The following is a 24,273-nucleotide window of genomic DNA, read 5'->3' on the forward strand; positions in this document are numbered from 1 at the left end:
TTCAACGCTAAGTAGACCCCAATAGTGGGGTGTTGCGCCGAGTATGCGGCGCCACTCCCGACCGCACAAGCGGCGAATTCCTACGTCCGATCATGGTCTTGCGCGGCTGCCTGGTGCGTGACGGGCGGGCATCCTGCCGTTGTTATCAGCGACTTTTGAGGGTGTATGAGTTACCGGGGCGAAAGTGAGGGTGTAACGGGGGCAAAAACACCGCGGTTGCTGGATCAGGTGCATGCGCGGTTGCGCTTGAAGCATTACAGCTTGCGGACAGAGCGGGCGTATGTCGGATGGATTCGGCGGTTCATCCTGGCCACCGGCAAACGACACCCACGCGACATGGGGGTGGCCGAGGTCGAGGGCTTCCTGAGCACACTGGCCGTCGAGGGCAAGGTTGCGGCGGGCACGCAGAACCAGGCGTTGTCGGCGCTGTTGTTTCTGTACAAGGAAGTGCTGTCGATCGAGCTGCCGTGGATGGAAACGGTGGTGCGGGCGAAGCGGCCGCAGCGGGTGCCGGTGGTGCTCTCGCGTGAGGAGGTGAATCGGCTGCTGGCGATGATGGATGGCCGCTTCGGCCTGATGGCCTCGTTGTTGTACGGGTCGGGCATGCGGCTGATGGAGTGCGTGCGCCTGCGCGTGAAGGATGTGGATTTCGAGCTCAATCAGATTTGCGTGCGCGACGGCAAGGGCGGCAAGGATAGGCATGTACCGTTGCCGCGGCGCCTGCGCGAGGCACTGCAGACACAACTGGAGCGGGTGCGCCTGATCCACCAGCAGGACCTGGCGGCGGGCCTGGGTGCGGTGTGGCTGCCGCATGCGCTGGCGCGCAAGTATCCGTCCGCACCACGCGAGCCGGGATGGCAGTACGTGTTTCCGTCAGATCAACTATCGCGCGACCCGCGTGACGGCGAGCAGCGGCGTCACCACCTGGATGAGGCCGGTCTGCAGCGAGCGGTGCGCAACGCGCGGATCAGGGCCGGCATCGTCAAGCCCGCCACCTGCCACACCTTGCGCCATTCGTTCGCCACGCACCTGCTTGAAGCCGGACACGACATTCGCACCATCCAGGAACTGCTCGGCCACAAAGATGTGGCTACCACCCAGATCTACACGCATGTGCTGAACCGCGGCGGCCATGGCGTGCTGAGCCCGCTGGATCGTTGATCGCCTGGGGAGCGCTTCGGTGCGCGATCAGCCTGCCCAGGGCCAGTTGAGTTCCACTTCGTGCTGCACGCCGTCGTCGGCCAGCGTGAGTTGTCCGTTGGGCTGCGGTTTGCCAGCGCAAGAACAGGGTCGTGCTCATTTGGTCGATGTTGGCGGCAAGCTCACTCCCCGTTGGATCCAGTGGCGTGGCCATCGACCACTGCACCGGGGTTTTGCCGGTCCACCGGGACCTGCACAACGTCGACGCCGAGGTTCCGCACGTCCCCGTCGAGGTTCCGAGCCTCCTCGCCGAGGTTGCACACGTCCTCGTTGACGTTCCGAACCTCCTCGTCGAGGTTCCAGACCTCCCCGTCGGGACTCCGGACCTCCCCTTTGAGGCTCAGGACGTTCCCGTCGAGGTTGGCCATGTCCTCGTTGAGGTTCCAGACCTCCCTGGGCAACGGGAGCGAAGAGCATCGCGCACAGAGTGCGCTCCTACAGATGGCACCGAAGGGAATATTGGAAGTATCGCCGAGCTGAACATCAGCACCCACGCATCGGCACCGCAGCAACCGACCAGAATAAACCTCGTCACGCCAGGGGCAACCGCGGAAAAGTTGTCAGGGACAATTCGTGGCCAGCTGCCACGACCAAAACTGTCCACCGACACCTTGGCTCCCCCTACGGCATTGCGAAACTGTTGTTGCCGCGATTGCCGTCAGGCAAAGCCCGCACCGGATCGATCGTGACGGACTTCAGCTTGCGCGTGCCATCCACGTGGACCACGTAGCTGCGGTGTTGCTGCCAGGTTTCCACCGGCACGCGCACGTCCTGCTTGCTGTCGTCGTCGTAGACCAGTTGCAGGGTGGCGGGCATGACCAACTGGTCCAGGTTGGCCACGGTGACGTCGACGCCCTTGCGGTAGTCGCCGTCGGTGTAGGCGGCTTTCTGCACGGCCAGGTCGAGCTGCCAGTTGTGGTCGAACCACCCGCGCCAGAACCAGCCCAGATCCTCGCCGGTCTCGCTTTCCATGAAGCGGAAGAAGTCGGACGGGCTGGGGTGCTTGTAGGCCCAGGTGGCGATGTAGCGGCGGAAGGCGGGGTCGAAGCGTTCCGGGCCGATGATCTGCTCGCGCAGCAGCACCAGGCCGAACGCGCCCTTGAAGTAGCTGATCGGGTGGCGGTATTTCTCCGGCACCATGTCGGCGCCCAGCAGCAGCGGCGGGGCGTCCTGGTCCTGCAGCACCTTGGCGATCTCGTCGGCCGGATTGCCCTTGCCCGGCGCGTATTCGCCGTCGCGCTTGGGCGCGTATTCGCCATGGTTGAACGCGTCGGCCTCGTAGACGTCGATGAAGGTGTTGAAGCCTTCGTCCATCCACGCATCGCGGCGCTCGTTGCTGCCCACGATCATCGGGAACCAGATGTGCCCGATCTCGTGGGCGATCACCATGTGCAGGCTGCGGCCCTTGGCCAGCTTGTGGTCGAAGGTGATGCCGGGATACTCCATCCCGCCGGCGGTGCCGGCTTCGTTGATCGCCACCGGCCAGGGGTACGGATACCACTGTTTCGAGAAGTATTCGGTGGAGGCCTTGAGGTATTCGGTGGCGCGGCCCCAGGCGGCGTCGCCGCCGCTTTCGGCCGGATAGACCGACATCGCCAGCGCGCTCTTGCCTGCGGGCAGGTTGATTCGCGCCGCGTCCCACACGAAGGCCTTCGAGGCGCCGAACGCCACGTCGCGGGTGTCGTGCATGGCGAAGTGCCAGGTCAGCGTGCCGCTCTGCTTTGGACGGCTGGACGGCTGGGTGACTTCGTCCGCGCTGCGAATCATCACGGTCTTGTCGCTGCGGCGCGCCTGTTCCAGTCGCTGCTGCTCGGTCCTGGTCAGCACGTCCTGCGGGTTCAGCAGTTCGCCGGAGCCGGCCACGATCATGTCCCACGGCACGGTGATCGCGTAGTCGAAATCACCGTACTCCAGATAGAACTCGCTGTTGAGGTAGGGCGCCGTGTCCCACCCGCGCAGGTCGTCGTAGACGGCCATGCGCGGATACCACTGGGCGATCTCGAAGATCTCGCCGTTCTTGCTGGGGTTGACGTCCATCCGCCCGCCGAACTCGCCGGGCACGGTGAAGCTCCAGGCGATGTGCAGTTTCAGCTGCCCGTCCTGCGCCTTCAGCGCGGTCGGCAGCTGCACCTGCATGCGCGTGTCGGAGACGATCCACTTCACCGGTTGCGTGCGGCCATGCGCGTCTTCGACCTCGACCGAGCTGATCCTGTAGCCGTCGGTGAATTCGGTGGGGAACGTGCTGGTGAAAGCGCCACGGGCGTCCTTGCGATAGCGGTTCTGGTCCAGCTGCAGCCACAGCACGTCGAGCGCGTCGGGGCTGTGGTTGGTGTAGCTGATTACCTCGCTGCCGCTCAGCAGCCGGGTGGCGGGATCGAGCGTGGCCTTGATCCGGTAGTCGGCGCGGTTCTGCCAGTACATCGGGCCGGGCTTGCCGCTGGCGGAGCGGTAGGCGTTGGCCGGTTGCGGGTAGCTGTACGGCGCGAACGTCTGCGCGGGATCGAAGCGCGCAGGCGCGGTGTCGGCGGCGAAGGCGGGCGCCAGCGAAAGCGCGGCGAAGGTGGCGGCCAGAGTGAGCGTGAGGTTGTTCATGCGAAGCCTTTGGGGAAGGGAAGACGCCTTACGGCTGGCCACCGCGACGGATCAGCGCCAGCAACTCGTGGCAGGCGCCCATCGTGTGGTAGTCGGTCTTGCCGGCGGGACTCTTTTCGTCGTCGTACTTGCGGTTGTCGCGGGTGAGGATGCGGTACCAGGCACCGTGGCGGTGATCGACGAAATGCTGCCACGCGTAGGCCCACAGCTTCACGTACCAGTCGTCATGGACAGCCAGTCCGCTGCGCTCGTGCAGCAGGGCGGCGGCGGCCAGCGATTCGGCCTGCACCCAGAAATACTTGTCGTCGTCGCAGACGCTGCCGTCCGGCGCGAAGCCGTAACAGATGCCGCCGTATGCGTTGTCCCAGGCGCGGGCCAGCGCGGTGTCGAACAGGTGCTGCGCGGTGGGCAGCATCCAGTCCGGCGCGGAGCCGCGTTCGCGCAACAGAGGCTCCATGATCAGCAGCAGCTTGGCCCATTCGGTCTGGTGGCCGGGCTGGAAGCCCCACGGGCGAAACAGGTGCTTCGGGTCGTCGCGGTGGTAGTCCCAGTCGATCGCCCAGTCGCGGTCGTGGTGTTCCCACACCAGGCCGCCGGCCAGCGCGGCCTGGCGACGGGTCATGTGATCGGCGAGGGTGTATGCGCGATCGAGGTAGCGTGGCTCGCGGCTGGCCTGGTAGGCGGCCAGCATCGCCTCGCACAGGTGCATGTTCGCGTTCTGGCCGCGGTAGTCGCTGAAGTGCCAGTCGGCGTCGGCCTCGTCGCGGTACAGCCCGGCGTCGGCATCCCAGTAGCGCTGTTCGAGCAGGTTCCAGGTTTCGTCCATCCAGGCGGCGGCTTCGGCGATGCCGGCTTTCACCGCGCTGGCGCAGGCGAGCAGCACGAAGGCGACGCCGTAGGCATGGTTGGTGCGGTCTTCCGGCTGGCCGTCGCGGATGGTCCAGGCGTAGCCGCCGCTGGCCGGATCGCGATGCACCTCGCGCAGGTAGCGCAGGCCGTGGCGGACGGCGTCGAGGTACTCGCCTCGAAGCGTCGCGTCGTCGCCGAACTCGATCGCCGCCATCGCGTAGTTGAAGACGAAGCGGGTGCTGCTGACCAGGTGCCGGTGGCTGCGGTCGTAGATCGTGCCGTCGTCGCGGAAGTAGTGGAAGAAGCCGCCCTGCGGGTCGATCGCGCGCGGGTGGTAGAAGGCCATCGTCTGCGCGATGTGTCCGCGCAGGAACCCGGCGGAACGGAAATCGGCGGAAGGGAGATCGGGACTGCCGTTCATGCCTGCTGTTCCATGAAGGCCAGCACCTCGTCGCCCCGCGGCATCGCGGCGAACGAACCCTGGCGGGTGACGGTCAGCGCGCCGCAGGCGGCGGCGAAGCGCAACATCGCGTGCAGGCGCGGCAGTTCGGTCACCAGGTGATCGAGTCGTTCGGCGCCCGCTTCGAGTTCGGCCAGGCAGCACAGCAGGCCGCCGACGAAGGCATCGCCGGCGGCGGTGCTGTCGACCACCTCGACCGGGTAGCACGGCAGCTCGCCCTCGGCGTCCGGGTGGAACCAGCGCAGCGGCTGCCCGCCGTCGGTCACCACCACCAGCCGGGTGCGGCCCAGCCACAGGCGGTCCAGCGCGGCCTGTTCGCCGTCGACCGCCAGCCAGGCGAATTCCTCGGCCGACAGCTTCACCACGTCGGCCAGGTGCAACGCGGGCCACAGCAGCGGGCGGGGATCGCTGTCGCGCGGCCACAGCGCCGGACGCAGGTTGAGGTCGAAGCTGACCAGGGCGCCGACGCCGTGTGCGCGCTGCATGCCTTCGCGGGTGGTTCCGGCCAGCGCGGGGTCGGTCATGCTGTTGGAGCAGACGTGGAACACGGCGATGTCGCGGAACGTGTCGGCGCGGAAATGCGCCGGCCGGAACAGCAGGTCGGCCGAGTTGTCGCGGTAGAAGCTGAAGCTGCGTTCGCCGCGGGCGTCGAGGGTGACGAAGGCCAGCGCGCTGTTCGCCGCATCGGTGCGCACGATGTCGTCGGTGCCGACACCGGCCTGCTGCAGGCTGTCCAGCAGGAAGTCGCCGAAGCGGTCGCGCCCCAGCATGCCGGCGAAACGGGCGGCGCCGCCGAGACGCGCCGCGGCGACCGCGACGTTGGCCGGCGCACCGCCCGCGAACGGCACGAAGCGGGCGGCGAAACCGTGGTCGTCGAAGCCGTCGGCGTGCAGGTCGATCAGCGCCTCGCCGAAGCACAGGATGGGATGGACGGCCATTCAGGCGCCCTTTTGCGAGGCGTCGACGGGCAGGCTGCGGATGCGCGAGCCGCGCAGGCCGTAAAACACGATGTACAGGTAGCACAGCAGCGGCAGGAAGAACGCGTGCTGCAAGCCGATGTGGTCGGCGAGCAGGCCCTGCAGCGGGGGGATGATCGCGCCGCCGACGATGGCCATGATCAGCAGGCTGGAGGCCTTGCTGGTCATCGACCCCAGTCCTTCGATGCCGAGCGCGAAGATGGTCGGGAACATGATCGAATTGAACAGGCCGATGGCGATGATGCTGAGCATCGCCACGTCGCCCGAGGTGAGCATGGTGGTCAGCACCAGCAACGCATTGATCGCGGCGAAGCCGGCCAGCAGCTTGCGCGGCGAGAACTTCGCCATCAGCGCCGAGCCGATGAAGCGGCCGATCATCGCGCCCAGCCAGTAGTACGACACGTACTTCGCGGCCTGCTGCTCGCTGACGTGGCCGATCTCGGGCATCGACAGGTAGTTCACCATGAAGCTGCCGATCGAAACCTCGGCGCCCACGTAGAAGAAGATGCCCAGCACGCCGAACAGCACGTGCGGGTGGCGCAACACCTCGGCGAAGCTGTGACGGTCGTGGTCGCCCCTGTCGGTGGCCTCGCTCAGCGCGGGCAGGCGGAACAGCCAGACGAAGACGGCGAGCAGGAACAGCACCACGGCCAGGCCGATGTACGGACCCTGCACGGCCTGCGCCTGCTGTGCCTGGTAGGCCAGGTGTTCGGCCGGCGGCAACGCGGCCAGTTCGGCCGGACTCTTCACCACGCTGGAGAGAATCAGCATGCCGCCGAACAGCGGCGCCAGGAAGGTGCCGAACGAGTTCAGCGCCTGGGCCAGGGTCAGCCGGCTGGAACTGGTGCGCTCCGGCCCCAGCAGCGCCACGTAGGGATTGGCCGCCACCTGCAGCACGGTGATGCCGGTGGCCAGCACGAACAACGCGGCGAGGAAGGCGGGATACAGTTGCAGCGTGGCGGCGGGCCAGAAGCCCAGCGCGCCCACGCCGGCAATCGCCAGTCCCGCCACGATGCCCTTCTTGTAGCCCAGCGCGGCGACCATCCATCCGGCCGGCAGCGCCATCAGGAAGTACGCGCCGAAGAAGGTGAACTGCACCAGCATCGCCTGGAAGTAGCCGAGCTGGAACACCGACTTCAGATGCGGGATCAGGATGTCGTTGAGGCAGGTGAGGAAGCCCCACATGAAGAAGATGGTGGTGAGCACGCCCAGCGCCATCGGGTAGGGGGTGTAGGGCTCGCGTTTCCCGCCGGGACTGGCGGCGGCTTGGGTCGGGGCGGCAAGGGCCATGGCGTTTCCTGAGGGCTGGGGTCAGATGGAAGGTGGCGGGCAACTGCTGGCGCGGGTGACCAGTTGCACGGAGGCGATGGTGCGACGTGTTTCGGCGCCCGGTTCGCGCAGGCGTTGCAACAGCATGTCGGCCGCTTGCCGGCCCCGCGCCCGCGGCATGGCGGTGAGCGTGGTCAGCGCAGGCATGCACAGCGCGGCTTCGGCGATGTCGTCGAAGCCGGTCAGCGCCACGTCGTGGCCGGGCCGCAGGCCGCGACGGTTCAGCCCGAGCATCAGGCCCATCGCCACCGCGTCGTTGTAGCAAACCACGGCGGTGGGCGCCGGTTCGGCAGCGAACAGGCTGGCGGTGGCGGCGGCCGCATCGACGCGCGTGGGAGCGCACTCGACTCGCCATGACGGCGCCATCGACAGCTTGGCCGCCTGCAGCGCATCGACGTAGCCGGCATGGCGTTGCCGGCAGGAACTGGAATCCTTGTGGCCGCCGAAGAAGGCGATCCGGCGATGGCCCTGGGCAATCAGGTGTTCGGTGGCCAGTTGCGCACCGTGGCGGTTGTCCAGCGCCAGCGAGTCCCAGTGGGCGTATTCAGGCAGGTCGCCGCCGAGTTCGCGGTTGAACAGCAGCACCGGCGTGCGCGCACCCACCGCGGCCAGCACCTGGGCGGCGCTGCTGCCTTCGGCGGGCGACAGGATGATCCCGGCCGGGCCGTGTTCGATCAGCGATTCCAGCACGGCCTGCTCGCGCTGCGGCGATTCGCTGGTGCAGCCGAGCAGGGTGACGAAGCCGGCGGCGGCCAGCGCCTCGTCCACGCCGGCGGCGAATTCGGCGAAGAACGGGTTGGCCAGGTCGTTCAACACCAGGGCGATGCTCGATGAGGTCTGTCGACGCAGGTTGGCGGCCGCGCGGTTGTAGACATAGCCCTGCTTGCGCAGCTCCTCTTCGACGCGGGCGCGGGTGCGCTTGTTCACCAGCGGGCTGTTGCGCAAGACCAGCGATACGGTGGCGCGCGACACGCCGCAGCCGGCGGCGATGTCGACCAGGGTGATCTTGCGGCGGATCGGGGTGGCGCGGTCCATCGGAGGCCCTGGTTTGGAACGATCCAAATGTAGCCGATTCTCCCGCTCCGCCATCCTGCGCCGCAGCATGCGCGGAGGCCGCTGCGATGCTAGCGTGCCGCATTTGGAACGATCCAAATTTTCCGGAGAGCCGCCCCATGCCCCGTCCCTGGCTGATTCCGCTGGTCGTCGCGACCGCCTTCGCTCCGGCTCTTGCCATGGCCACGCCGGGCCACGCCGGCGCGGTCGATCCACGCATCGGCACCGGCGGCGACGGCCACACCTTTCCCGGCGCCACGGTGCCGTTCGGGATGATCCAGCTGTCGCCGGACACCGCGATGCCGGACTTCAAGCATGCGTACAAATGGGCCGCCGGCTACCAGTACGGCGACAGCAGCATCCTGGGTTTCTCGCACACCCACTTCTCCGGTTCCGGCCATTCGGACCTGGGCGACGCGCTGGTGATGCCGATCGCCGGCGACGTGCGGCTGGACCCCGGCGATCCGGCCACGCCCGGCAGCGGCTACCGCTCGCGCTTCTCGCACGACAGCGAAGTGGTGCAGGCCGGCTACTACGCGGTGACCCTGAGCGATTACGGCGTGCGCGCCGAACTCACCGCGGGGCGCCGGATCGGCTGGCATCGCTACACCTTCCCGGCCGGCAAGCCGGCGCACCTGCTGCTGGACCTGCGCCCGAGCATCTACGACTACGCCGGCAAGGTCCTCTGGGCCAGTCTGCGCGTGCGTGACGACGGCACGGTCACCGGCTGCCGCACCACCCACGGCTGGGCGCCGGGACGCGAGTTGTGTTTCGCGATGCGTTTCTCGCAGCCGATGACCTCGCGCGAGTTGTTGAACCGCGAGACCGACGCGACCTACAAGGGCTTCGCCGGCCCGGGCAACCAGGCCGCGGATCACGACGCGCAGAACGGCCGCGCCCTGGTCGGCGTGTTCGACTTCGGCAAGCTGAAGCGGCCGCTGGAAGTGAAGGTGGCGATCTCCACGGTGAGCGAGGCGAACGCGATCGGCAACCTCGACCACGACGGCGCAGGCTGGGATTTCGATGCCCGCCGCGCGGAGGCCACGGCCGCGTGGGACAAGGCGCTGGCGGTGGTCGACATCGACGCGCCGAAGACCGCCCGCACGCAGTTCTACACCGCGCTGTACCACGCCATGCTGTCGCCCACGTTGAGCATGGACGTCAACGGCGACTACCGCGGCCCCGACCACGCCGTGCACAAGGCGGACGGCTACGAGTTCTACTCGACCTGGTCGCTGTGGGACGTGTATCGGGCGCAGCAGCCGCTGATGGTGCTGCTCAATCCCCAGCGCAGCACCGACTTCATCCGCTCGCTGATCGCCGCGCGCGAGGCCAGCCCGTTCGGCATCCTGCCGGTGTGGGCGTACCAGGGCCTGGAGACCTGGTGCATGATCGGCTACCACGCGGTGCCGGTGATCGCCGACGCGTACATCAAGGGCGTGCGCGGCTTCGATGCGGACAAGGCGCTGCAGGCGATGGTGGCCAGCGCCACCTACGCGCCATACGGGGATCTGGCCGATTACATGAAGCTCGGTTACGTGCCGATCGACAGGGAACCCGAAGGCGCCTCGAAGACGCTCGAATACGCCTACGACGACTGGTCGCTGGCGCAGATGGCGAAGGCGATGGGCAAGACTGATGTCGCGGCCACCTTCGAACGACGCGCCGGCAACTGGAAGAACGCGTGGGACCCGCAGACCGGCTTCATGCGTGCCCGGCTTGCCGACGGCACGTTCCGCGCGCCATTCGACCCCACCGCGGCGGGCTACGGCAGCGACTTCACCGAAGGCAACGCCTGGCAGTATTCGTGGTACGTGCCGCAGGACGTGCCCGGCCTGGTCGCCGCGATGGGCGGCGAGGCGAAGTTCGTGGACAAGCTCGATGCGCTGTTCGACGCCAGGGTCGATCCGGCGCACTTCAAGCATGTCGAGGACATCACCGGCCTGATCGGCTGGTATGCCCACGGCAACGAACCCAGCCATCACATCGCCTACCTGTACGACTACGCGGGCGCGCCGTGGAAGACCCAGCAGCGGCTGAAGCAGATCATGGACAGCCAGTACGCGGCGCGACCGGATGGCCTCTCCGGCAACGACGATCTTGGCCAGATGTCGGCCTGGTACGTGTTCACCGCGCTGGGTTTCTATCCGGTCACGCCGGGCAGCGACGAGTACGCACTCGGCCGGCCATTCGTGGCGCGCGCGACGATCCACCTGGGTGGCGGCCGAACCTTCACGGTCACCGCCGCGCCGCTGGATGACGCGCATCCCTACGTGGGCTCGGTGACGTTGAACGGCCGGCCGCTGGACCGGCCGATGCTGCGCCACGGCCAGATCGTGGCCGGCGGCGAACTGCACTTCACCATGCAGGCCCGGCCCGCCGGACAGTCGTCTGCAACACACTGATTGTCGTGCCAATGTGAAGCGCGGCAGGGCGCATCGGCGGCGCTCTGGTCGTCGCGCAAACATGCAAGAATGACCGGAATGCCCAGCGGTGGCGGTCGATCGAGGTTGCTGGCCGGATGAAAGAAAGTGCACTTCCGCGCTGGCGCACGGCCGGCCTGCTGCTGGCCGTACTGGTCATCGTGGCGCTGCCCTATGCGGTGACCCGGACCAGCATCGAGGACACGCAGCGGGCGGCCGCGTGGGTCGCCCATTCCAGCGAGATCAAGGCGGTGACCTATCAGCTGGCGTATCTGGCGCGCGATGGCGAGAGCGCCAGTTATCGCCTGCTGGCCGGTGATGCCGACCAGCCGACGCAACGGCGTGCGCTGGCCGCCGACCAGCAGATTCCCGCGTTGATCCGCCAGTTGCGGGCGATGACGCGGGACAACCCGGACCAGCAGGCGCTGATCGGCGCGCTCGACAATGCGCTGACCGGTCGCATCGTCCTGATGAAGGAAGCCCGGGCAAGAATTGCCCGCGGCGATGTTGAAGGCGCGCGGCAGTCGCTGCGCAGTGCCGGCGATCTGTTCGGGGTCAGCGCGGAGATCGACGAAATCGTGCACACGGAAGACGGCCTGCTCGCCAGTCGCCAGGCGGCCGCGCGGGAGAAGGCCGCGGACGGTCGCGTGGTGCTTGCGGTGACCGCGCTGGCGCAGCTGTTCCTGCTTGCCGTGATCGTGTGGATGTCGGAGCGGCAGATCGGCCAGCGCCGGCTGGCGGAGAGTCGCGAAGGGCGGGCCGTGCAGCGCTCGCGGATGATCTTCCAGGCCGTGCGCGAGCCGATCGCGCTGTTCGACGGCAATCTCAAGTCGCTGCTGGTCAACAATGCCTTCGGCGAACTGTACGGACTGGACCCGGCGGAAAGCGCCGTGCCGTTGACCGAGATCGGCGACGGCGCGTGGCGCGACAGCGTGCTGCTGCAGCGCCTGAACGACGTGCTGCTGCGTGACCGCGAACTGTGGGACTACGACATGATCCAGCGCACCGCCGACGGCATGGAGCGGAACGTGGTGATCAATGCGCGGCGCCTGCAGCAGCAGGACAGCGACGTGCCGGCGCTGCTGCTGACGGTCAGCGACGTCACCACCCGTGCGCTGGCCGAGCACCAGGTGAACGAGCTCAACCGCCAGCTCGAGGGCAAGGTCACCCAGATTTCCGATGTCAACCGCGAGCTGGAGGCGTTCAGCTATTCGGTTTCCCACGACCTGCGCGCGCCGCTGCGCCACATCGCCGGTTTTGCGCGCAAGCTGGAGCAGCAACTGGGCGAGCGCATCGACGAGAAATCGGCGCATTATCTGGCCGTCATCGGCGACTCGGCGCAGCGCATGGCGCTGCTGATCGACGACCTGCTGGTGTTCTCGCGACTCGGCCGCGGCGCCTTGCGGCTGCAGGGGGTGGACATGCAGTCGCTGGTCGACGAGGCCCGCGCGCTGGCCGAGTCGGGCACCGAGGGGCGGCGCATCGTGTGGACGATCGCGCCGTTGCCGATGGTGATCGGTGACGAGAACATGTTGCGCACGGTGTGGCAGAACCTGCTTGGCAATGCGGTGAAATACACCGGACAGTGCGAGGTGGCGAAGATCGAGGTGAGCGTGCGGCAGGGGCGCCACGGCAATTACGAATTCACCGTGAGCGACAACGGCGCGGGCTTCGACATGCAGTACGCGGACAAGCTGTTTGGCGTGTTCCAGCGCCTGCATCGCGCTTCGGAGTTTCCGGGCAACGGCATCGGGCTGGCCAACGTGCGGCGCATCGTGGCCCGCCACGGTGGCCGGGTCTGGGCCGAGGCCGAGCCAGGCCAGGGCGCCCATTTTCATTTTTCCCTGCCGGCTACCGACGCGGCAGGCGCAAGCACCGGGAGTGAAGCATGAACAGGAAAGACCTGCGCACGATTCTTCTGGTCGAAGACAGCATGGCGGACGCCGAGATGGCGATGGATGCACTGGGCGAGGCGCATCTGGCCAACCCGGTGGTGCACGTCGAGGACGGCGTGGAATGCATGGACTATCTGTTCCAGCGCGGCGCGTGGGCCGGGCGCGAACCGGGCAACCCGGCGGTGGTGCTGCTGGACATCAAGATGCCCCGGATGAACGGGCTGGACGTGCTGACCGCGATGCGCGCCGACGAGCGGGTGCGACGCATCCCGGTGGTGATCCTGTCCTCGTCGCGCGAGGAAAGCGACCTGGCGCGCAGTTGGGATCTTGGCGCCAACGCCTACGTGATCAAGCCGGTCGACGTCGACCAGTTTTTCGATGCGGTGCGCACGCTGGGCCAGTTCTGGGCCCTGTTGAACCAGGCGCCGGAAAACGGCTGAACGAAACCGTGGAGCGATACCCCCGTGACGGCCGAACGGCCGTCGCGATGTCAGGGCAAGGAAAGGAACGAGGAACACCATGCCAAACCGGCAGCAGCGAAACATGCCGACCGTGCGCATCCTGCAGGTCGAGGACAGCGAGCTCGATGCCGAGCTGGTGCTGGCCGAGCTCGACGCCGACGCGATCGCCTACGAGGTGCGCCTGGTCGACGACGAGGAGCGCTATCTTGCGGCGCTCGAAGAATTCCACCCGGACATCGTGCTGTCCGATCTGAGCATGCCCGGGTTTTCCGGCATGCGTGCGCTGGAGCTGCTGCGTCAGCGCGACGAGGACACCCCCTTCATCTTCGTTTCGGCGACGCTGGGCGAGGAGGCGGCGATCGGTGCGCTGCGCAACGGCGCGACGGATTACATCCTGAAGCAGAATCCGGCGCGGCTGGCGAGCGCGGTGCGGCGCGCGCTGGACGAGGCGGAGGCGCATCGGGCCAATCGTCGCGCCGAGTCGGAGCTGATCCGGGCGCAGCGCTTCGAGAGCCTGGCGATGCTGGCCGGCGGCCTCAGCCACGACCTGCGCAACCTGTTGCAACCCCTGTTGCTGGCCGGCGACAGCCTGCAGGACTACCAGGACGATCCGCGCCTGGCACGACTGGGCAAGCTGGTGCGCGATTGCGGCCGGCGCGGGCTGGACATGGTGCACTCGATGCTGTCGTTCGCCCGCGGCGCCCGTCGCGCGGAGCAGGTGAAGCTGGGCACCCTGTTCAGCGCGTTCGATCTGCTGATGCAGGGCAGCGTGCCCCGCAGCGTGGCGATGGAACTGGTCATCGACGACCCGGAACTGTCGTTCGAGGGCAATCACACCGAGCTGCAGCAATGCCTGCTCAATCTTTGCCTGAATGCGATCCAGGCGATGCCCGATGGCGGCAAGCTGCACATCGAGACGTCGCAGACCACGCTGGACGATGACTTCTTCCTGCCCGAGGAGCAGCCGCGCAATGGACGCTACCTGTGCATCAGCGTGAAGGATGACGGACCGGGCATGGAGCCGGCCGTGCTGGAGCACATGTTCGAGCCGTTCTTCACCACCAAGGAAACCGGCACCGGCCTCGGGCTGCTGTCATGCAAGCGCATCGTGGGCAGCCACGGCGGCGTGATGCGGGTGGAGAGCGAGCCGGGCCGCGGCACCCGCTTCGACCTGTATATCCCGCTGGAGGAAGTCGTGTCCGACGCATTGGGCGCCGGGGACGACGACGAGCTGGAAGGCGCGGCCGAGCGGGTCCTGGTGGTGGTGGAGGAGGCTGGCCAGTTGTCCCTGCTGGCCGACACGCTGGACGCCTATGGCTACCAGGCGCACGCCAGCCAGAGCGGTACGGCTGCATTGCAGTGGATCGAGGCTGGCGGCCTGCCCGACCTGGTGGTGCTGGATGCGGACATGAACCTGTTCACCGGCGTGCGCACGCTGTCGGCGCTGATCGATCAGGGCTATGCCGGCCCGGTGATCCTGCTGACCCGTCCGGGCGCGGTGCCGGACATGCAGGAACTGCCGCCGCTGCAACACCTGCACCTGGTCGAGAAGCCGGTCACCACCCAGGTGTTGCTGCGCAGCCTGCGCAAGGCGCTCAATGCGGCGAGCTCCGGCACCGCTTGAGCGCGTCCGCCGGTCGCGGTTCCCGTGCTCGTGAGTGGCGCTTGCGGAAACGTTTGCGGAGCGAACCCGCGCAACGCGCGGGTTCATCGCGCACCGGGCGCGCTCGCGCGGTCTCCAGCCTTCAGTCGATACCCAGCTTCTTGAGCTTGTAGCGCAGCGCGCGGAAGGTGATGCCGAGTTTGCGGGCGGCCGCGGTCTTGTTGTACCGGGATTCTTCCAGCGCCTTGACGATCGCGGTCCGCTCGAGGTTGCTGATGTAGTCGTCCAGGCCGCCATCCGCGCCCGCGGCAGCGGGAACCGGGGTGGCCGCCGTCGCCGTGGTGGTGCCGGCCAGTGGCTCGGTGCCGACGCGGGCGCTGCGCTGGGGCAGCATCAGGTCGACCGCCTCGATGGTGTGGCCGTCGCACATCGCCATCGCGCGTTCGAGCACGTTCTCCAGCTCGCGCACGTTGCCGGGGAAGTCGTAGGCGGCCAGTGCATCGCGTGCGGCCGGCGCCAGCTGGCCCACCGGCTCGCCGCTCTTGCCGGCCAGCGCCTTGAGGATGAAGGCCGACAGCTGCGGCACGTCGCCACGGCGCTCGCGCAGCGGCGGCACGCGCAGTTCGATCACGTTGATGCGGTAGAACAGGTCCTGGCGGAACTGGCCCTGCTCGACCAGCTGGCCCAGGTTCTTGTGGGTGGCCGAGAGGATGCGCACGTCGACCGGGATCTCGTCGCGGCCGCCGATCGGGCGCACCGCCTTTTCCTGGATGGCGCGCAGCAGTTTCACCTGCATGTGCAGCGGCAGCTCGGCCACCTCGTCGAGGAACAGCGTGCCGCCCTGGGCGGCCTGGAACAGGCCTTCCTTGTCGGCGCTGGCGCCGGTGAAGCTGCCCTTGCGATGGCCGAAGAACTCGCTTTCCATCAGTTCGGACGGAATCGCGCCGCAGTTGACCGGCACGAACGGGCCGCTGGCGCGGGGACCCTGCTCGTGGATCAGCCGGGCAACCAGTTCCTTGCCCACGCCGGATTCGCCGGCGATGTAGACCGGCGCCTGGTTGCGCGCGAGCTTGCCGATGGTGGCGCGCACCTGCTGCATCGCCGCCGAATCGCCGATCAACCGGTTGCCGCCATCGCCGGGCGCGGCAGTCGCGCCGCCGTTGCGCTTTTCCTCGGCCAGGCGCAGGGCGGTGCGGACCAGTCCGCGCAGCATCTGGATGTCGACCGGCTTGGAGACGAAGTCGAAGGCACCGGCCTTCAGTGCGTTGACTGCGGCGTCGACGTTGCCATAGGCAGTGATCATCGCCACCGGCATGTCCGGATGTTCGCTGGCGATCAGCTCGATCACTTCCTGTCCGTTGCCGTCGGGAAGGCGCATGTCGGTGAAGCAGAGATCGTACGTGCGCTCGGCCAGGGCGCGGCGTGCATCGCCGACCGTACCCACTGCGTCGACCTGCAGGTCCATGCGGCCCAGCGTGATCGTCAGCAGCTCGCGAATGTCGCGTTCATCGTCGATGACCAGTACGGTCTGTGCGGTCATAGGAGATCCATGTTTCCCGAAGCAGGCTGTTGAAGGGTACTAGGGCGGGGCAAAAGGTCAACGCGTGGCGGTCTGCGCCACCTCGCTGGTTTCCGCCGGGCTGCGGGCCGGCGGCGTCAGCACCAGCCGGAAGCAGCTGCCGCCACCGGCCACCCGCACGTACTCCAGCGCCGCCTGGTTCGCATCACTCATCTGTCGCGCGAGATACAGGCCCAGCCCGGTGCCGTATTCGTGGGTGGTGTAGAACGGCTCGAAGATCTGCGCGGCCACCTTGGGCGCGATGCCGGGGCCGCGGTCGATCACTTCCAGGATCGGCACGCCGTGTTCGCCCTGGCGGGTCACCACCATCACCCGCGCCGGCTCGCCGGGCAGGCGGCCGTAGCGCAGCGCGTTCTGCACCAGGTTCCACACCACCTGCTGCAACTGCTGCGGGTCGGCCACCGCAGCCACCGGCGTGCCGCTGCTGGCGATCGCCCGCAGCGAATCGGCGCCCAGGTCGTTGCCCTGCACGTACTCCTCGACGAAGGCCTGGGCCCAGTGGCCCAGGTCCAGCGTTTCCGGCCGCGAGCGCTCGCGGCGCGACAGCTGCAGTATGTTCTCGATGATCTCGTTGAGCCGGATGCAGTGGTTGTTGATGATCTCCACCATGCGCTGGTCGGTGGCATCCATGCTGTCCGATTCGGCCAGCAGCTGCGCGGAGTAGCGGATCGCCGCCAGCGGGTTGCGGATTTCGTGCGCGATCGAGGCGGACAGCCGGCCCAGCGAAGTCAGCGTGAGCTCCTCGGCGCGCCGCGACAGCAGCGAGGTGTCGTCGAGGAAGATCAGCACGTGGGAGTCGTCGTTCGGCGCCAGCCGGGTGAAGCGCGGCACCACCTCGGGCACGCCGTCGGCGAGCTGGGTGGCGGTCTCGTCCAGCTTGCCCGAGGTCATCCAGTGGTACAGGCGGCGCGACAGCTCGGGCGCCAGCTGGCCCAGGTCGCGCTGGTCGGCGCCGGGGTTGCCCATCAGCATCCAGGCGGACTCGTTGATCTGGTGGATGCGGTTGGCATCGTCGACCAGCAGCACGCCGGTCTTCATGCGACGGATGATCAGCTCGTTGACCTGGGCCAGGTTGGCCAGGTCGGTGCTGCGCTGCTCGGCCAGCGCCTCGGTGGCGCGCAGCTGGCGGCCCAGCACGTTGCACAGGCTGGTGGTGGCGAAATAGGCCAGGCCGAACAGCCCTGCCTCCAGCAGGTCCCGGTCGCCGGGATTGCTCGCCGAATCGCCGAAAAAGGTGTGGCCCAGAATGCCCAGCGTGGCCAGCGCGGCGAAGAAGCTGGACAGTCGCAGCGGCAGGATCAGGGCGCCGGCACTGAGGTTCACCGCCAGCATCATCGCGATGCCGATGCGGGCGTCGTGCATGGCGGCGATCGCCATCACCGCCACGGCGATGTCCACCACCAGCGTTGCACCCACCACGACCAGGGCGTGGGGCATGCTGCGCCGGTTCAACAGCAGCATGACCAGGGCGAACACCAGATACAGGGTGACCATGCCATGGGCGAGGTCGGGGGCGTTCAGTTGCGGCCAGCCCAGCCCCGGCGGACTGAAGGCCAGGCCCGCGTAGACCAGCGCCTGCACCACCCGGAACGCGTTGAGGAACGACAGCTCGTGGCGAATCGTCGCAGTGGCGGCAGGGGTGGCGACGAACGGGGCGCTGTTGGGCACTTGGGCTACTCCCTGGCGATTCCGGGCGAGTATAGACGGGCTGATTGGCGCTGTGAGCCACCGCGAAAGCGCGTGGGAGCGGGCCGCGCGGCCGTTTCGGGCAGGCGGCCCTTTCCATCGGGGCCGGCTTCCGCGAAAATGGGCGGCCGCATGGCGCGGTATGCCCGGCTCCATCCGGCAGGCGCACTGCCTCCGGCAGCGCACTCCTCCGCCGTCCGACCTTCCTGACCCACGCATCACGACACGCGTGCGGCCGCCATCGTTTTTCCGTTCGCTCGAGGTATCGAATGAATTTCCACGAATACCAGGCCAAAGAACTGTTCGCGCAGTACGGCATTGCCGTGCCGCCGGGCAAGGTCGCCAACTCCCCCGACGCCGCCGTCGATGCCGCCAAGGCGCTCGGCGGTTCCCAGTGGATGGTCAAGGCGCAGATCCACGCCGGCGGCCGCGGCAAGTCCGGCGGCGTCAAGTTCTGCCGCAGCTTCGACGACGTGCGCGCCGCCGCCAAGGGCATGCTGGGCACCCACATGGAAACCTACCAGTCGGCCGGCCGCGCGCTGCCGGTGAACCTGGTGCTGGTGACCGACGCGACCGACATCGCCCGCGAGCTGTACCTGTCGATCCTGGTCGATCGCGATTCCAAGGCCGTCTCGTTCATCGCCTCCAAGCACGGCGGCGTGGACATCGAGCAGGTGGCGAAAGAGACCCCCGAAGACATCCACACCATCGTGGTCGACTTCGTCGAAGGGCTGCAGCCGTACCAGTGCCGCCAGCTCGGTTTCGCGATGGACCTCAACAACAAGCAGGTCAACCAGCTGACCAAGATCATGCTGGGCCTGTACAAGCTGTTCAACGAGCAGGACCTGGCCCTGGTCGAGCTGAACCCGCTGGCCGTGCTGGAAGACGGCAACCTGGCCGCGCTGGATGGCAAGGTCAACTCCGACGACAACGCCGAATACCGTCACCCGAACCTGGCCGCGATGCGCGACCTGACCCAGGAAGACGCCGCCGAAGCCGCCGCGCAGCAGAGCAACCTCAACTACGTGACGATGGACGGCAACATCGGCTGCATGGTCAACGGCGCCGGCCTGGCGATGGCCACCATGGACGTGATCAAGCTGGCGGGCGGCGAGCCGGCCAACTTCCTCGACGTGGGCGGCGGCGCTACCAAGGAGCGGGTGACCGAGGCGTTCAAGCTGATCACCTCCTCGGACAAGGTCAACTGCATCCTGGTCAACATCTTCGGCGGCATCGTCCGCTGCGACATGATCGCCGAGGGCATCATCGCCGCGGTCAAGGAAGTGGGCCTGAAGATTCCCGTGGTGGTGCGCCTGCAGGGCACCAATGTCGATCAGGGCCGCGAACTGCTGGCCAACTCCGGCCTGGCGATCACGCCGGCGGATGATCTCAACGACGCGGCGCAGAAAGCCGTGGCTGCGGCCAAGGCCTGAGGAGCAATCGAAACATGAGCGTTCTCGTAAACAAAGACACCAAGGTGCTGGTGCAGGGCTTCACCGGCCAGCAAGGCACCTTCCATGCACAGCAGTGCATCGACTATGGCACCAAGGTTGTCGGTGGCGTGACCCCGGGCAAGGGCGGTTCCGAGCACATCGGCCTGCCGGTGTTCAACTCGGTCGATGAAGCGGTGCTGGAAACCGGCGCCGACGCCTCCGTCATCTTCGTGCCGCCGCCGTTCGCGGCCGACTCGATCCTCGAGGCGATCGACGCGGGCATCAAGACCATCGTGGCGATCACCGAAGGCATCCCGGTGCTGGACATGCTGCGCGTGAAGAACGTGCTGCAGCAGCATCCGGAGATCGTGCTGATCGGGCCGAACTGCCCCGGCATCATCACCCCCGGCGAATGCAAGATCGGCATCATGCCCGGTCACATCCACAGCAAGGGCCGGGTCGGCGTGGTCTCGCGCTCCGGCACGCTGACCTATGAGGCGGTGTTCCAGACCACCAACGAAGGCCTCGGCCAGAGCACGGTGATCGGCATCGGCGGCGACCCGATCAACGGCCTCAACTTCATCGACTGCCTGAAGCTGTTCCAGGACGATCCGCAGACCGAAGGCATCATCATGGTCGGCGAGATCGGCGGCAGTGCCGAGGAAGACGCCGCCGAGTTCATCGGCGAATACGTCAAGAAGCCGGTGGTCTCGTTCATCGCCGGCGCCTCGGCCCCGGCCGGCAAGCGCATGGGCCATGCCGGCGCGATCATCTCCGGCGGCAAGGGCACCGCCGCGGCGAAGTTCGCCGCGCTGGAGAAGGCCGGCGTCACCACGGTGAAGTCGCCGGCCGACCTGGGCAAGACGCTCGCGAAGCTGATGAAGTAAGTCAGTACCGACTGCTCTAAAATGCGAAGGCCGCGACCCATGTCGCGGCCTTCGTCATTTCAGGAGCACACGCTACATGGCAAGGCTGCGTCTGGCACTGGCCCAACACGATTTTTCGGTCGGTGCGGTGGCGGCGAATGCCGCCAGGGTCGGCGAGCTCATCGCCAGCGCACGCGCTGGCGGCGCCGCACTGGTGGCGTTTCCCGAGCTGACCCTGAGCGGCTATCCACCCGAGGATCTGCTGCTGCGGCCGAGTTTCCTCGCCGCCTGCGACAGCGAGCTGGCGGCGCTGGCGACAGCGACCCACGGCGTCGCCGCCCTGGTCGGTCATCCGCACAGCGAGGGCGAGGTGTTCAACGCCGCCAGCGTGCTGCGTGACGGCCGGGTCGAGTGCACCGCGCACAAGCAGGCGCTGCCGAATTACGGCGTGTTTGACGACAAGCGCTATTTCCGCCCGGGTCATGCCTCGACCACCACGGTGATCGAGGGGATCTGCGTCGGCCTGCTGATCTGCGAGGACGTGTGGCAAGCCGAGCCGGCGGCGCAGGCCGCCGCCGCGGGCGCCGAGCTGATCGTGGTGATCAACGCCTCGCCGTGGGACGCGCGCAAGCAGGTGGAGCGCGAGGCAGTGCTGCAGGCGCGGGCGCGGGAAACCGGTTGCGCGATCGCCTACCTGAACCTGGTGGGCGGGCAGGACGAGGTGGTCTACGACGGCAGTTCGATGCTGGTCAATGGCGACGGTTCGATTGCCGCGCGCGCCCCGGCTTTCGTCGATGCGTTGCTGTGGGCCGAATTCGATCCGGCCACGCGCACGCTTGCGGCGCAGGACTGGCCGGCCGCGGTCGACGAATCACCGGAGGCCACGCTGTACGCCGCCCTGGTGCGCGGCACCCGCGACTACATCGACAAGAACCGCTTTGCCGGCGTGCTGCTGGGGTTGTCCGGCGGCATCGACTCGGCGCTGACATTGGCACTGGCGGTGGACGCGCTGGGCGCCGACCGTGTCACCGCGGTGATGATGCCCACGCGCTACACCTCGCAGCTGTCGCTGGACGGCGCGCGCGTGCAGGCGGAGAAACTCGGCGTCGACTATCACGTGATCGACATCGAACCGACCTACCGCTCGTTCGTCGACGCGCTGACTCCCGCGTTCTCCGGCAAGCCCGCGGACACCACCGAGGAAAACCTGCAGTCGCGCACCCGCGGCGTGATGCTGATGGCGCTGAGCAACAAGCATGGCCGGCTGCTGCTGGCCACCGGCAACAAGAGCGAGATGGCGGTGGGCTACGCCACCTTGTACGGCGACATGTGCGGTGCCTATGCACCGCTGAAGGATGTCTACAAGACCGTGGTGTATCGGCTGGCCCGGTGGCGCAATGAGGCGGGGAACAGGGAGCGGGGAACGGGGAACGTGAGCTATCCGGGACTATCTGGCGGACGCGCTTCGGGTGCGGATTCCAGCCGGGTTGTCCCGGATCGCATCACCGCCGATGTTCCCCGTTCCCCGTTCCCTGTTTCCCGCTCCTGGACCATTCCCCCCGAGGTCATCGAACGCCCGCCCTCCGCCGAGTTGCGCGACAACCAGACCGACCAGGACTCGCTGCCGGCCTATGACGAACTGGACGCGATCCTCGAGCGTTTCATCGAGCGCGAGCAGTCGCAGGCGGAGATCGTGGCGCAGGGCTTTGCGGCCGAGACGGTGCGCCGGGTGGTGCGGCTGGTGCTGCTGAACGAGTTCAAGCGCCGGCAATCCGCTCCGGGGCCCCGCGTGACCACCCGCGCGTTTGGGCGCGAACGACGTTATCCGATCACTTCCGGCTGGCATTGAGCGGGCATGAAAAAAGCCGGCGATCGCTCGCCGGCTTTCCTGCTGCATTCGCCTCGACTCAGTGATGGCCCGAGAACGGCACCATCTTGCGCAGGGTGGACGGTGCATGCGGCCACTTGGCGTCGGTGAGGTAGGGGTGATTCGGGTAGTTCATGGCCAGCACCTGGCGGCTCTGCTCGGCCAGCGCCTTCTGGTCCAGCGCCAGGTAGCTGCGGGTAAGGATGGCCAGGGCGTCGCCGGTCTGCGGCGCCTGCTGGTAATGCTCGACCACGTACTGGGCACGGTCGGCGGAGGCGACGTACGCCTTGTTGCGCAGGTAGAACTCGGCCACGTTGATCTCGTACTGGGCCAGGATGTTGCGCAGGTAGATCATCCGCTGGCGGGCATCGGCGGTATAGGCGCTGTCCGGGAAACGACGCGACAGCTCGGAAAAGTCGTCGAACGACTGCAGGTTGTAGCCCTGGTCGCGGCGCGAATCCTTGTCCGAGCGGGGGAACCAGCGCTCCAGCACGGTGCCGGTGCGATCGAAATTGATCAGACCGCGCAGGTAATAGGCATAATCGACGTGTTTGTTGGCCGGATAGGTCTTGATGAAGCGGTTCACCGTCGACAGGGCATCATCGGGCTGGTTGTCCTTGTACTGCGAGTAGGCCAGGTCCAGCTGGGCCTGTTCGTTGTACTCGCCGGACGGGAAGCGGGCGATCAGGCGCTGGTAAGCCTTGGTGGCCGCAGCGTAATCTGCGTTTTCCAGCGAGTTGTGCGCGTTGTCGTACAGCGCCTCCAGCGGCATCGTGTCGATGTTCTGCTTCGACTTGAACATCGAGCATGCGCTCATCGACATCGCGGCCACCAGCAGCACGAGCAATTTCATCACGGTCATTTTGGACATCGGCAGCTTCGGCGAGTCGATTGTTGGGCGCATAAGGAAGGAATTCAGATGTTTGAGCGAACAGGCATGATAGCCGAAACCGGCCGTCCCCCGCGGATGCCCGCATGACCACGATCCGGCACGAGGCACAGGTCCCGCTGACTGCGGCAGGACGCAGGTTCGACCAGGCTTTGGCCGAGATGTTCCCCGACTACTCGCGCTCGCGGCTCAGCGGCTGGATCAAGTCCGGCGCGGTCAGTCTCGACGGTGCGCAGGTGGCGGCGCGACAGCTGCTGCGGGGCGGCGAACTGGTGCGGCTGGAGGTGGAACTGGAGAACGAGGTGTCGAGCGCCCCCGAGGCGATGGCGCTGGAGATCGTGCACGAGGACGAGCACCTGCTGGTGCTGGACAAGCCGGCCGGGCTGGTCGTCCATCCGGGCGCGGGCAACCCGGTGGGAACCCTGCTCAACGGACTGCTGCACCATGATCCGAAGCTGGCCGAGCTGCCCCGTGCGGGCATCGTGCATCGGCTGGACAAGGACACTTCCGGCCTGATGGTGGTGGCCAGGACCCTGCCCACCTACACCGCGCTGGTCGACCTGCTGTCGCGGCACGAGGTGGAGCGCCAGTACGAGGCGGTGGTGCTGGGCACGATGGTGGCCGGCGGCACGGTGGACGAACCGATCGGCCGCAGCATGGGTGACCGGCTGCGCCAGGCGGTGCGCGACGAGGAAGACGGCAAGCGGGCGGTCACCCATTACCGGCTGCGCGAGCGCTTCCGCGCCCACAGCCTGCTGCAATGCCAGCTGGAGACCGGCCGCACCCACCAGATCCGGGTGCACATGGCGCATATCGGCCACCCGCTGATCGGCGATCCGCTTTACGGCGGCGGCCTGAAGCTGCCCAGGGGAGCCAGCGCGGAACTGATCGCCACCTTGCGCGGTTTTCGCCGGCAGGCACTGCACGCCGAAAAGCTGTCCTTCATCCACCCGGCCACGGGCGAGGACATGTCCTTCAGCGCCGAACGTCCCGCTGACCAGCGCCAGCTGATCGAGGCCTTGCGGGAGGATCTGGCCGTGCACGGGTCGGAGCACTATTGAGCAGCCGCGGGAACGGGTGCGGCGAGTATGCGATGCTTCATGGCTCCCCC

Annotated in this window: 18 protein-coding genes; 9 read left to right on the forward strand and 9 right to left on the reverse strand. The window is 67.4% G+C overall.

Features of this window, described 5'->3' with window-relative positions; all coding sequences use genetic code 11:
• Window positions 1-165 precede the first annotated feature (165 nt).
• The gene (locus UU7_RS11275) at window positions 166-1,161 is read left to right on the forward strand and encodes an integron integrase (protein WP_050981448.1); all 996 of its coding nucleotides are present in this window, start codon (window positions 166-168) and stop codon (window positions 1,159-1,161) included.
• A gap of 161 nt (window positions 1,162-1,322) precedes the next feature.
• On the opposite strand, the gene UU7_RS11280 is transcribed toward UU7_RS11275, so the two are convergent.
• The 6 genes from UU7_RS11280 to UU7_RS11305 all read right to left on the reverse strand — a co-directional run bounded on the left by UU7_RS11280 (window position 1,323) and on the right by UU7_RS11305 (window position 8,442).
• On the reverse strand, window positions 1,323-1,568 hold the full coding sequence (locus UU7_RS11280) for a hypothetical protein (protein WP_007808351.1): 246 nt from the start codon (window positions 1,566-1,568) through the stop codon (window positions 1,323-1,325).
• 253 nt (window positions 1,569-1,821) lie between these two features.
• A complete protein-coding gene (locus tag UU7_RS11285) occupies window positions 1,822-3,792 on the reverse strand; it encodes a M1 family metallopeptidase (protein ID WP_007808352.1) in 1,971 nt (656 codons plus the stop codon).
• Window positions 3,793-3,820: 28 nt separating this feature from the next.
• Complete coding sequence (locus UU7_RS11290) at window positions 3,821-5,062, reverse strand: AGE family epimerase/isomerase (RefSeq protein WP_007808353.1); 1,242 nt, start codon at window positions 5,060-5,062, stop codon at window positions 3,821-3,823.
• The gene (locus tag UU7_RS11295; protein ID WP_007808355.1) at window positions 5,059-6,039 is read right to left on the reverse strand and encodes a carbohydrate kinase family protein; all 981 of its coding nucleotides are present in this window, start codon (window positions 6,037-6,039) and stop codon (window positions 5,059-5,061) included. Before UU7_RS11295 ends, UU7_RS11290 begins: the two co-directional genes overlap by 4 nt.
• Window positions 6,040-7,368: an L-fucose:H+ symporter permease gene (fucP, locus tag UU7_RS11300; RefSeq protein WP_007808357.1), complete on the reverse strand. Its 1,329-nt coding sequence runs from the start codon at window positions 7,366-7,368 to the stop codon at window positions 6,040-6,042.
• Between the two features lie 21 nt (window positions 7,369-7,389).
• Window positions 7,390-8,442, reverse strand: coding sequence for a LacI family DNA-binding transcriptional regulator (locus tag UU7_RS11305; RefSeq protein ID WP_007808359.1), 1,053 nt, complete (start codon window positions 8,440-8,442; stop codon window positions 7,390-7,392).
• A 137-nt stretch (window positions 8,443-8,579) separates the two neighbouring features.
• On the opposite strand from UU7_RS11305, the gene UU7_RS11310 reads away from it, so the two are divergent.
• The 4 genes from UU7_RS11310 (at window position 8,580) to UU7_RS11325 (ending at window position 14,863) form a co-directional block, all read left to right on the forward strand.
• Window positions 8,580-10,865, forward strand: coding sequence for a GH92 family glycosyl hydrolase (locus UU7_RS11310; RefSeq protein WP_007808361.1), 2,286 nt, complete (start codon window positions 8,580-8,582; stop codon window positions 10,863-10,865).
• Between the two features lie 116 nt (window positions 10,866-10,981).
• Window positions 10,982-12,775 (forward strand): sensor histidine kinase, encoded by a 1,794-nt coding sequence (locus tag UU7_RS11315; RefSeq protein WP_007808363.1) that lies wholly within the window; start codon window positions 10,982-10,984, stop codon window positions 12,773-12,775.
• Window positions 12,772-13,218: a response regulator gene (locus UU7_RS11320; RefSeq protein ID WP_007808365.1), complete on the forward strand. Its 447-nt coding sequence runs from the start codon at window positions 12,772-12,774 to the stop codon at window positions 13,216-13,218. Before UU7_RS11315 ends, UU7_RS11320 begins: the two co-directional genes overlap by 4 nt.
• Before the next feature lie 103 nt (window positions 13,219-13,321).
• Entirely contained in the window at window positions 13,322-14,863 is a 1,542-nt protein-coding gene (locus UU7_RS11325; RefSeq protein ID WP_040673330.1) for a hybrid sensor histidine kinase/response regulator, read from the forward strand.
• Window positions 14,864-14,984: 121 nt separating this feature from the next.
• Here the strand turns inward: UU7_RS11325 and UU7_RS11330 are convergent, their stop codons facing one another.
• Both UU7_RS11330 and UU7_RS11335 read right to left on the reverse strand, forming a co-directional pair.
• Entirely contained in the window at window positions 14,985-16,382 is a 1,398-nt protein-coding gene (locus UU7_RS11330) for a sigma-54-dependent transcriptional regulator (RefSeq protein WP_007808368.1), read from the reverse strand.
• A 57-nt stretch (window positions 16,383-16,439) separates the two neighbouring features.
• Window positions 16,440-18,089, reverse strand: a complete 1,650-nt coding sequence (locus tag UU7_RS11335; protein ID WP_007808370.1) for a sensor histidine kinase — start codon at window positions 18,087-18,089, stop codon at window positions 16,440-16,442.
• A 224-nt stretch (window positions 18,090-18,313) separates the two neighbouring features.
• On the opposite strand from UU7_RS11335, the gene sucC reads away from it, so the two are divergent.
• From sucC to UU7_RS11350, 3 genes are all read left to right on the forward strand, one after another.
• On the forward strand, window positions 18,314-19,540 hold the full coding sequence (gene sucC, locus UU7_RS11340) for an ADP-forming succinate--CoA ligase subunit beta (RefSeq protein WP_274378295.1): 1,227 nt from the start codon (window positions 18,314-18,316) through the stop codon (window positions 19,538-19,540).
• Window positions 19,541-19,554: 14 nt separating this feature from the next.
• Window positions 19,555-20,427 carry a succinate--CoA ligase subunit alpha gene (sucD, locus tag UU7_RS11345; protein ID WP_007808373.1) on the forward strand — a complete coding sequence of 291 codons (873 nt, stop codon included), beginning with the start codon at window positions 19,555-19,557 and terminating at the stop codon, window positions 20,425-20,427.
• Window positions 20,428-20,503: 76 nt separating this feature from the next.
• Window positions 20,504-22,255 (forward strand): NAD+ synthase, encoded by a 1,752-nt coding sequence (locus tag UU7_RS11350; protein ID WP_007808375.1) that lies wholly within the window; start codon window positions 20,504-20,506, stop codon window positions 22,253-22,255.
• 58 nt (window positions 22,256-22,313) lie between these two features.
• Here the strand turns inward: UU7_RS11350 and UU7_RS11355 are convergent, their stop codons facing one another.
• Window positions 22,314-23,144: an outer membrane protein assembly factor BamD gene (locus tag UU7_RS11355; protein ID WP_157582180.1), complete on the reverse strand. Its 831-nt coding sequence runs from the start codon at window positions 23,142-23,144 to the stop codon at window positions 22,314-22,316.
• 104 nt (window positions 23,145-23,248) lie between these two features.
• On the opposite strand from UU7_RS11355, the gene rluD reads away from it, so the two are divergent.
• Window positions 23,249-24,223 (forward strand): 23S rRNA pseudouridine(1911/1915/1917) synthase RluD, encoded by a 975-nt coding sequence (gene rluD / locus UU7_RS11360; RefSeq protein WP_007808378.1) that lies wholly within the window; start codon window positions 23,249-23,251, stop codon window positions 24,221-24,223.
• Window positions 24,224-24,273 lie beyond the last annotated feature (50 nt).

The organism is Rhodanobacter spathiphylli B39 (assembly GCF_000264295.1).
Classification (GTDB): domain Bacteria; phylum Pseudomonadota; class Gammaproteobacteria; order Xanthomonadales; family Rhodanobacteraceae; genus Rhodanobacter; species Rhodanobacter spathiphylli.